Genomic DNA, 10087 nt, shown 5'->3' with positions numbered 1-10087 from the left:
GGGCGGGGGTGGGGGCGGGGGGTGTGGTCATCGCCCGGTCACCCCGCGATCCGGACGTTCATGCTGGAACCCCAGATGGCCATGCCGAGCAGCAGGTCGGCCACGTTGATGACGACGATGCTGGTGCGGACCGCCCGGCCGACCGCGACGCCGACGCCCGCGGGACCGCCGCTGGCGTTGTAGCCGTAGTAGCAGTGGATCAGCATCACCAGCACCGAGAAGATGATGACCTTGCCGAACGACCACAGGATGTCGTTCGGTGGTAGGAACAGATGGAAGTAGTGGTCGTAGGTGCCGGTCGACTGCCCGTAGAACAGCGTGACGACGATCCGGGTCGCGCCGTAGGACGCCAGCAGGCCCACCACGTACAGCGGGACCACCGCGACCATCCCCGCGATCATGCGGGTGGTCACCAGGAACGGCATCGACGGGACGGCCATGACCTCCAGCGCGTCGATCTCGTCGGAGATCCGCATCGCGCCGAGCTGCGCGGTGAACCCGCAGCCGACCGTCGCCGACAGCGCGAGCGCCGACACCAGCGGCGCGATCTCGCGGGTGTTGAAGTAGGACGCGACGAACCCGGTGAAGGCCGAGACGCCGATCGTGTTGAGCGAGTTGAAGCCCTGCAGTCCGACCTGCGAACCGGTGAAGAACGTCATGAACCCGACGATCACCACCGAGCCGCCGATCACTGCGAGCCCGCCGGTGCCGAGCGACACCTCCGCGAGCAGCCGCAGCACCTCGGTGCGGTAGCGGCGCAGCACCCGGAACGTCCAGGCGAAGGCCCGGACGTAGAACGACATCTGGTGACCGAAGTCGTCCAGCCGCGACAGCGGCGCGTTGACGGCGGTCCTGACGGCCCTTCCCGTCCTTCCTTGGGCGGCCATGCTCACATGCCCTTCGACGGGACGAACTGGAAGTACAGCGTGGAGATGATGAAGTTCTCCACGAACAGCAGCATGAAGGTGATGACGACGGTCTGGTTGACCGCGTCGCCGACGCCCTTCGGGCCGCCCTTGGCGTTCAGGCCCTTGTAGGCCGCGACGAGCCCGGCGGTGATGCCGAACACGAACGCCTTGAACTCGGCCTGCAGCAGGTCGGGCAGCTGCGCGATGGCGTTGAACGACGCCAGGTATGCGCCGGGCGTGCCGTTCTGCAGCATCACGTTGAACACGTAGCCGCCGACCAGGCCGACGACCGAGACCAGGCCGTTGAGGAACAGCGCGATGAACGCGCAGGCGAACATGCGCGGGACGACCAGGCGGTGCAGGGGGTTGATGCCCAGCACCTCCATCGCGTCGATCTCCTCACGGATCTTCCGCGAGCCGATGTCGGCGCACATCGCCGAGCCCGCGGCTCCCGCGACCAGCAGCGAGGTCACCAGCGGACTGGCCTCGCGGACGATCGCGACCACCGCGGTCGCACCGGTGTAGGACTGCGCGCCGAGCTGCCGGATGAGGCCGCCGACCTGCAACGAGAGGATGCCGCCGAACGGGATCGCGACCAGCATGGTCGGGACCACGGTGACGCTGACGATGAACCAGGACTGCTCGATGAACTCGCGCCACTGGAACGGCCACCTGAACACGGCCCGGAGCGTGTCCAGGCAGAGCGCGAAGAAGCGGCCGGGTTCCTTGACGGCGACGTTCACGGCGCCGTCGGAGATCTTGCGGAGGGTGGCGGAGCCGCCTCCGCCCCCCGCGGCGCGGCGCGCGCGCCGTGGGGTCGAACCGCCCGAGGGGGACGATCCCCCGATGCCCCCCGGGGTGATGCCGTCGGTCGTCATCAGTGCGCGGCACCGCCCGGTCCGGGTCCGGGGGGCGGGAAGCCGGGGCCGCCGGGCGGGGTGACACCGCCCGCGCCGACGGCCTGGCCGGCCTGCATCGACGCGACGTAGCGGGGCCACTCGTCGACCCAGTTGCGGCCGAGCTCGTCGACGAACGAGCCGGGCGGCGGGGTGACGCCGTGCGCGGCGCACCACGCGCCGGGCGCGTGCTGGCCGCGCCGGACCAGGCCGTTGCTCGGCATCTGCTGCGGCGGGATGGGCGGCAGCTTGCCGGAGTCGAGGCCCATCTTGGCCTCGGCCTCCAGCTCGGAGGCGTCCTTCTCCTCCGACATGCCGATCGGGCCGACCTTGCTCGCGTTGAGGAACTGCCGGACGACCGGCTCCTCGCTGGACAGCAGCATCTCGCGCGGCCCGAACATGGCCAGGTGCCGCTGGTACAGCAGGCCGATGTTGTCCGGGACGGTGCGCGCGGTGTTGATGTCGTGGGTGACGATCAGGAAGGTGCAGTCGAGCTGCGCGTTCAGGTCGATGAACACCTGGTTCAGGAACGCGGTGCGGACCGGGTCGAGGCCGGAGTCGGGCTCGTCGACCAGCAGGATCTCGGGGTCGAGCACGAGCGCGCGGGCCAGCCCGGCGCGCTTCTTCATACCGCCGGAGATCTCGCCGGGCAGCTTGCCCTCGGCGCCCATCAGGCCGACCAGGTCCATCTTCTCCAGGACGATCCGCTTGACCTCGGCCTCGGTCTTGCGCGTGTGCTCGCGCAGCGGGAAGGCGATGTTGTCGAACAGGTTCATCGACCCGAACAGCGCGCCGTCCTGGAACAGCACGCCGAACAGCTTGCGGGTCTCGTAGAGCTGGTGCTCGGGAAGGTAGGGCAGGTCGCGGTCACCGATGTAGATGTGGCCGCGGTCGGGCTTCAGCAGGCCCACCAGCGACTTCAGGAAGACCGACTTGCCCGTGCCGGAGGGGCCCAGCAGGACGGAGATCTCTCCTGCGGGGATGCTCAGCGACACGTCCTGCCAGATGACCTGGCGGCCGAAGGACTTGGTCAGCCCCTCGACTCTGATCTCGACGCCCACTCGTCACCTTTCGTCCAGGCCGGGGGAATCCGGAACCAATGAGCGAGTAGCACTCAGGCGGGGTGCGGTCCCGCGCCGCCGCGCCGCGGACGGGATCGCCGTGCAGTTGTTGTCGTTGTCCGCCGGGCCCGTCGGGCCCGCCGGTTCGTCGTCGGTCCGGCGGTCCGCCGGTGTTCCGTCGTCGGTCCGTCGTCACCCGCCGGGGCCGGCCCGCGACCGGGGTCCGCCGGCTCGCCGGCCGCCGCCGGGACGTCCGCCGTGACCTCGGGTGCCAGGCCGGTTACTACCGTCCGGTAGCAGTGACGGGTGCCACTACCGTAGCGGTCCATGCCCGAAATGGAAGAGGCACGAGCCCACAACAGCGACGAAAGGCGACGTCGTAAGACAATCGTTACTTACATCGCGGGTGAGACTACTGGTCGAAGAAGCAGCACCTCAAGGCGGGTATCAGAGGAATCTTCGGGACTCGGCGGAACTCCCGCGATTCCCCTGACGAACGAGACGTTACGCGCCGTGCGAGAAGCGGCACAACCGGTGCGCTCACTTGTGGATAACTCCGTAACCCGGGGCACAGGGGGCCGAAAGCCGGGCGGGAGGGGGGCCGAAAGCCGGGGAGCCTCGCCCGAAAATGCGGCGAGGCGGCCGCCCCACCGGAGTGGGACGACCGCCTCGCGCGAAAGACGCTCCGCAGAGGGTCCTTGAAGGTCTTACTTGACCGTGACCGTGGCGCCGGCCTTCTCGAGGGCCTCCTTGGCCTTCTCGGCGGTCTCCTTGTTGACCTTCTCCAGCAGCGGCTTCGGCGCGCCGTCGACCAGGTCCTTGGCCTCCTTGAGGCCGAGCGAGGTCAGGCCGCGCACCTCCTTGATGACCTGGATCTTCTTGTCGCCGGCCGACTCGAGGATGACGTCGAACTCGTCCTGCTCCTCGGCGGCGGCGGCCTCGCCACCACCGGCGGCCGGGGCCGCGGCGACGGCGGCGACCGGGGCGGCGGCCTTGACCTCGAAGGTCTCCTCGAACTGCTTCACGAACCCGGAGAGCTCGAGAAGGGTCATCTCCTTGAAAGCGTCGAGCAGCTCTTCGGTGCTGAGCTTCGCCATGATGTTTCCTCCGCTATGGCTTGTACGTGTGGTCAGTGATGACCGCGGGTCACAGTCCGGACGGACCGTTACTCGGCGGACGCCTCGTCGGCAGCAGCCTCGGCCGGAGCCTCGGCGGCGGCGTCGGCCGGAGCCTCGGCCGTCTCGCCCGCCTCCTCGCGCTTGGCGCGCAGCGCCTCCGCGAGCTGGGCCGTCTTGGTCGGCAGCGCGTTGAACAGGGCCGCGGCGTTGGCCATGGACGCCTGCATCGCGCCGGCGAGCTTGGCGAGGAGAACCTCGCGGGACTCCAGGTCCGCGAGCTGGGTGATCTCGGAGGCGTCCATCGACTGGCCGTCGATGAAGCCGCCCTTGATGACCAGCAGCGGGTTCGACTTGGCGAAGTCACGCAGGCCCTTGGCGGCCTCGACCACGTCGCCCTTGACGAACGCGATGGCGGACGGACCCTCAAGAAGGTTCTTGAACTGGTCGTCCACGCCCGCGTCGTCGGCGGCGATCTTGGTCAGCGTGTTCTTCACCACGGCGAACTTCGCGTTCTCGCCGAGGTTGGTGCGCAGCTCCTTGAGCTGGGCGACCGTGAGCCCGCGGTACTCGGTCAGCACGGCGCCGTTCGAGCTCTCGAAGTCATTCTTGAGCTCGGCGATCGCCGTGGCCTTGTCGGCCTTAGCCATGGGCCTCCTTCCGATTACCTTGGGTGGGAAGCCGCCGGGGCGAAGAAAGCAGAAACGCCCCGGCGTAGGCGCACGGGGCGTCAGGCACGACCACGGAAACAGCCATGCGGGAAGCTCTCGTCTCACCTACGCGGGCCGCTCGTCCTCCGACGGATCGGAGGCCGAGTCCTTCGGCCGTTCGCTGTGCGGACACAGGAACGGCGACCGGCGGTCTTCGGCAGACGACAGGTTACGCGCCGAAGGCCGCCGGTGCCAAATCGAGCAGGTGACCGCGACGGGCGCCGGACCGTCGGGTCGCGAAGACCGGCCGTCCGGACGCGGCGGAGCGGATTGTCGCCCCGCGGCGGAGGGGTGTGGGGTCAGGCCCCGGGGGTGTTGCCGAGGTTGGGCAGCTTCGGCATCGGGCCCACCTCGGACGCGGGCGGCGCGCTGACCGTCACCGGGGCGTTCCAGTCGGAATAGGTGACCGTGGTGTCCATCTTCGTGGACGACCCCTCGGGCGTCTTGACGGCGATCTTCGCCGGGAGCTGCTTGCCGTCCACCCACAGGTCGAACGCGAGCGTCTGCACGCCGAGCTTCTGGAAGCTCTTGAGCTGCCGCTCCTGCTGCTGCGCGGGGAGCTTGGCGGCCATCTCCTGGACCGACATCGTGCCCGCGTAGTGCGTGGTCTCGACGCCGTTCACCGTCTCCTTGCCCACCTCGTGGATGTCCTTGGAGGCGGTGAGCTTCTTGACCTGGTCGCTCGGGTCGGCCTGCTTCTGCTGGTCGAGGAGCTGGTCGAAGTTCTGCCCGGACGCGGCGCCCAGCTCGGCGGCCGTCATCTTCACCCACTGCTTGCCGTGCGTGAGCTGGGCGAACGCCGGCGACTTCATGTAGAGGGTGCGGCCGGTCATGACCATCTCCATGCCGCTCTGGCCCGGGAGGCTCTTGCCGCCCATGGACACCTGGTCGACGGTCATCCGGAACGCCAGTTCGGGGCGCATCTTCGACGCCATCCGCATGTGCATCCTCACGGCGCCGGGCGCACCGGGCACCGTGACCTCGGTCTGGAGCTCCGCCTTGACGGTCTGCACCTGGGAGGTCTTCTCGGACGACTTGCGCACCACGTCCGCGGCGGCGAGCACCACGCTCTTGCCGCCGCCCGCCGCGCCGCTGCCCTTCTCCTCGCCGGAGCCACCGAGGCACCCGCTCAGAGACAGGACCATCCCCGCTGACACGGCGGTTCCGACGACAAGACGACGCTTCATGACCAAGCTCCCTATTCGGTGATATTCCATGCCTGCGGGGCTCGGGCACTATACGGGAGATCACCGACAGGGATGCCGAAAGGGGCGATCCCGCACGCCCTCCCGTCCACGCCTGACGCCCGCGGCGTACGTCCCCGAAACGCGCGATCGGGCGCGACCGCTACTCCGGTCACGCCCGATCACTGGGACCTGCGCTCACTCGTGCCCGTCCTCGGCCGACCGTGCCCCGCCTTTCGGGCGGGCGGAGTCGGCTCCGAGGTCAGGGTCGGCGAACAGGCCGTCCGCTCAGTTGTGCTTGCCGAAGAGGCCCTGGAGCGAGAGCTCGCCGACCTGGTCCGACGGCGGCGGGCTGACCTTGAACGACTTGCCGTAGTCGCGGTACAGGACGGTCACCGTTCCGGTCTCGCCGGACCCGGCGCCCTTGGTGACCATCTTGCGCGGCAGGTTGGACGAGTCGACCCACAGGTCGAAGTTCATCTTCCGGTCGGCCCCGCCCGCCCGGTCGAGCCACTTCTGGGCGTCCGCGCGCTGCTGCGCGTTCAGCCGCTGCAGCGCCTCCTTGACGGTCACGGTGCCCTGGTAGTGCGTGGTCTTCGTCCCGTCCACCTTCTCCGAGCCGACCTTCCGCACGTCCTTGGACGCGGTGAACATCCGGGTCTGCTCGGCCGGGTCGACCTGCTGGATCTGGTTGATGACGCCGCGCACGTCCATCCCGGACTGCTGCTGCGCCTGCGCCACGCTGACCTTCACCCACGGCTTGCCGCCGCCGACGAACTGGCTGAACTGCTGCGGGACCTTGGCGTACAGGGTGTCCCCGGTGAAGATCGCCTGGCCGCTCAGCCCGGACAGGCCCTGCCCGCCCTTGGAGACGTTGTCGAGCGTGGCGTTGAACTGGAGCGTGGGTCGCAGCCGGAACTGCCCGGTCGCGTGGACCGACCCGCCGCCCGTGCCCCCGGCGACCGTGAGGTCGGCCTTGAACGTGTCGGCCTGCCCCGTCTTCTCCGACGCCTTGATGACGGCGTCGGCCGCGGTGAGCTTGATGTCACCCGTGCTGCCGCTTTTCGTGTCCGTCCCGCCACATCCCGACAGGAGAAGGACGGCACCGGCGGAGGTCACGCCCGCGGCCACGGCGATTCGGCGCTTCATGGAAAGGTGCCTCCTAGGTCTCACTGCTTGATGACCTTCAGTCTGCGCGGGTGCGCATCGCTGTGCATCCCCCGGTGGTACGAACGCAAGCCTCTCCGCTACGACCATGGGCGTACCCCCGGCGGGCCGTTCCGCCCGATTCCTCCCGGAACGCACTCCCGACCCACACAAAACGCGAAACCGGCCGGCCCGTAACTCCATGCCAACCCTGCCCGAGACGGTGGTCGACTCCGCCCGAGACACTCCGCACGAGCCGCGAACCGACCCCGTCCGCGACGAGAACCGGACTCCACGCGAGACGCGAACCAGACACCGTCCGCGAGGCGAAACGGACTCCATCGAGACGCGAGCCGGACTCCGCGCGAGACGCGAACCGGACTCCGCGCGAGAGGCGAACCGGAATCCATCGAGACGCGGAGTCGCCTCCGTCCGGGACGGGAAGCCGGCGTCCTCCAGACGCCGAAAGGGACGCCCCCGGGTGCGGGGACGTCCCTTCAGGATGCTCGGCTCGCCGAGCCGCTCGACGGGGACCGTCAGGCGGCGGTCTCGTCGAGCTCGGCGGTCAGGTTGCGGACCACGTTCGGGTCGACCTGGATGGCCGGGCCCATGGAGGTGGTCAGCGCGGCCTTCTTGACGTACCGGCCCTTGGCGGCGGACGGCTTGAGCCGCATGATCTCCTCGATCGCGGCGGCGTAGTTCTCCACCAGCTGGCGCTCGGAGAAGGACGACTTGCCGATGATGAAGTGCAGGTTCGCGTGCCGGTCGACACGGAACTCGATCTTTCCGCCCTTGATGTCGGTGACGGCCTTGGCCACGTCCATCGTCACGGTGCCGGTCTTCGGGTTCGGCATCAGGCCACGCGGACCGAGCACGCGGCCCAGGCGGCCGACCTTGCCCATCTGGTCCGGGGTCGCGACGACCGCGTCGAAGTCCAGGAAGCCGCCCTGGATCCGCTCGATCAGGTCGTCGGAGCCGACGATGTCGGCGCCGGCCTCGCGGGCCTCGTCCGCCTTCGCGCCACCGGCGAAGACCAGCACGCGGGCGGTCTTACCGGTGCCGTGCGGCAGGTTGACGGTGCCGCGGACCATCTGGTCGGCCTTGCGCGGGTCGACGCCCAGGCGCAGGGCGACCTCGACGGTCGCGTCGAACTTGGTGACCGAGGTCTCCTTGGCCAGCTTCACCGCGGCGACCGGGGTGTAGAGGCGGTCCTTCTCGATCTTCTCGAGTGCGGCGCGGTACGCCTTGCTGCGCTTCATGTTCCCTCCTCGGGGATTCGTGGTGCGGGCCGCGCAGCGACCCTCCCACTGCCTTCGTGACGTCCGCGCGGAGCGGACGGTCGGCCGCCCGCCCGGAGGCGGACGGCCTGGTCACCCGCGTCGTCGGCGGGTGGTGGCGCCCGCGCGGGGCGGGCGCCGGGGTGTTACTCGACCTCGATGCCCATGGAACGGGCGGTGCCGGCGACGATCTTCTCGGCGGCGTCCAGGTCCTTGGCGTTGAGGTCGGGCATCTTGGTCGTGGCGATCTCGCGGATCTGGTCGCGGGTCACCTTGCCGACCTTGGTCTTGTGCGGCTCGCCCGAGCCCTTCTCGACGCCCGCGGCCTTCAGGATGAGCTGAGCGGCCGGCGGGGTCTTGGTGACGAAGGTGAACGAGCGGTCCTCGTAGATCGTGATCTCGACCGGGATCACGTTGCCGCGCTGGGCCTCCGTGGCAGCGTTGTACTGCTTGCAGAAGTCCATGATGTTGACGCCGTGCGGACCGAGCGCGGTACCGACGGGCGGCGCGGGGGTCGCCTGGCCGGCCTGCAGCTGGACCTTGACGATCGCGGCGATCTTCTTCTTGGGAGGCATGAGCCCTCCTCCGTCCCGTTTCGCGGTGGCCTCGACTCCCGCGCGAGCGGGCAACACGGCGGCCGGGACTAACCCGCCGTGTAGAAGCCGGAAAAAGTGCGGTCCCTCCGTCCCCCGCGTGCGGGGAGCCGGCGGGCAGGATCTGCCTCCGTGCTACCGGACGGGACCGTCCCCACGAGAGCGGGGACACGTGACACGCGGAACGAGTCTAGGCGATCCGCCCGAGCACCTCGTCCAATGGCCCACGAAACCCGGTTCCGACGGCACGCCTTCCCGAGCGCGAGTGGTTGTCCACAACCTGTGGGTAGGTTCGCGGCGTTCCTGGAACGTCCGGGAGGGTGGGTGGGTGTCCCCCGCCCCCCGCCGTCCCGGTAGGGGCATCGGAACGGAAAGGAGCGAGGCGGTCGGCGGTCGCGGGGGCCGGAAAAGCGGAACGCTCCCGCGCCGGGTGGCGGCGGGAGCGTTCGCGGGAAGCCTCGTCAGATCTTGGAGACCTGGTTGAAGGACAGCTCCACCGGGGTCTCGCGGCCGAAGATCGAGACCAGCACCTTGAGCTTCTGCTGCTCGATGTTGATCTCGTTGACCGTGGCGGGGAGGGTGGCGAACGGGCCGTCCATGACGGTGACCGACTCGCCGACCGAGAAGTCCACGGTGCTGGCGATCTTGGCGGTCTCCTTGGCCTTGGTCTCCGGGGTCTCCTCCGGCTCCGGGGCCAGCAGCTTGGCGACCTCGTCCAGGCTCAGCGGGGACGGCTTGTTCGACAGGCCGACGAAGCCGGTGACGCCCGGGGTGTTGCGGACCGCGGCCCACGACTCGTCGGTCAGCTCCATCCGGACCAGGATGTAGCCCGGCAGGACCTTCTCGTTGACCTTCTGCCGCTTGCCGCTCTTGATCTCGGTCACCTCGTGCTGCGGAACCTCGATCTGGAAGATGTAGTCCTCCATGTTGAGCGTCTGGGTGCGGGTCTCGATGTTGGTCTTGACCCGGTTCTCGTACCCCGCGTAGGAGTGCACGACGTACCAGTCGCCCGGCTGGAGCCGGAGCTGCATCTTGAAGTCGGCGTAGGGGTCGGCGGGCGGCTCGGCCGGGGCCTCCTCGGCCTCCTCGCCGTCCTCGTCCCCGGTCGCCGCGGCGTCGGCGGCCCCGGCCTCGGCGGCGTCACCTTCGGCGGCGGCGTCCTCGCCGGCCTCGTCGGCCGGGACGTCCGCGGCGCCG

10 protein-coding genes are annotated in these 10087 nt (G+C 69.3%); all 10 read right to left on the bottom strand.

Annotated features, from left to right (window positions below; all coding sequences use genetic code 11):
* Positions 1 to 38: 38 nt before the first annotated feature.
* On the bottom strand, positions 39 to 887 hold the full coding sequence (locus DZF91_RS16090; RefSeq protein ID WP_117358277.1) for an MlaE family ABC transporter permease: 849 nt from the start codon (positions 885 to 887) through the stop codon (positions 39 to 41).
* 2 nt (positions 888 to 889) lie between these two features.
* Positions 890 to 1786: an MlaE family ABC transporter permease gene (locus DZF91_RS16085; RefSeq protein ID WP_235834335.1), complete on the bottom strand. Its 897-nt coding sequence runs from the start codon at positions 1784 to 1786 to the stop codon at positions 890 to 892.
* Positions 1786 to 2865: an ABC transporter ATP-binding protein gene (locus DZF91_RS16080; RefSeq protein WP_117358276.1), complete on the bottom strand. Its 1080-nt coding sequence runs from the start codon at positions 2863 to 2865 to the stop codon at positions 1786 to 1788. The genes DZF91_RS16085 and DZF91_RS16080 overlap by 1 nt, the downstream gene beginning before the upstream one ends.
* A gap of 707 nt (positions 2866 to 3572) precedes the next feature.
* Positions 3573 to 3962, bottom strand: coding sequence for a 50S ribosomal protein L7/L12 (gene rplL, locus DZF91_RS16075; RefSeq protein WP_117358275.1), 390 nt, complete (start codon positions 3960 to 3962; stop codon positions 3573 to 3575).
* A gap of 68 nt (positions 3963 to 4030) precedes the next feature.
* The gene (gene rplJ / locus DZF91_RS16070) at positions 4031 to 4630 is read right to left on the bottom strand and encodes a 50S ribosomal protein L10 (protein ID WP_117358274.1); all 600 of its coding nucleotides are present in this window, start codon (positions 4628 to 4630) and stop codon (positions 4031 to 4033) included.
* 359 nt (positions 4631 to 4989) lie between these two features.
* A complete protein-coding gene (locus tag DZF91_RS16065) occupies positions 4990 to 5877 on the bottom strand; it encodes a DUF6612 family protein (RefSeq protein ID WP_158587957.1) in 888 nt (295 codons plus the stop codon).
* A gap of 285 nt (positions 5878 to 6162) precedes the next feature.
* Entirely contained in the window at positions 6163 to 7023 is an 861-nt protein-coding gene (locus DZF91_RS16060) for a LolA-like protein (RefSeq protein WP_235834334.1), read from the bottom strand.
* A 533-nt stretch (positions 7024 to 7556) separates the two neighbouring features.
* Entirely contained in the window at positions 7557 to 8279 is a 723-nt protein-coding gene (gene rplA, locus DZF91_RS16055) for a 50S ribosomal protein L1 (protein ID WP_117358272.1), read from the bottom strand.
* Between the two features lie 164 nt (positions 8280 to 8443).
* Complete coding sequence (gene rplK / locus DZF91_RS16050) at positions 8444 to 8872, bottom strand: 50S ribosomal protein L11 (RefSeq protein ID WP_117358271.1); 429 nt, start codon at positions 8870 to 8872, stop codon at positions 8444 to 8446.
* 479 nt (positions 8873 to 9351) lie between these two features.
* Positions 9352 to 10087: transcription termination/antitermination protein NusG (nusG, locus tag DZF91_RS16045; RefSeq protein ID WP_117358270.1), on the bottom strand; the 736-nt coding region annotated here is incomplete at its 5' end.

The sequence above is a fragment of the Actinomadura logoneensis genome, assembly GCF_003428695.1.
Lineage (GTDB): Bacteria > Actinomycetota > Actinomycetes > Streptosporangiales > Streptosporangiaceae > Spirillospora > Spirillospora logoneensis.
The sequence above is the reverse complement of the archived record's forward strand: the minus strand, read 5'-3'. Positions and strand labels throughout refer to the sequence as shown.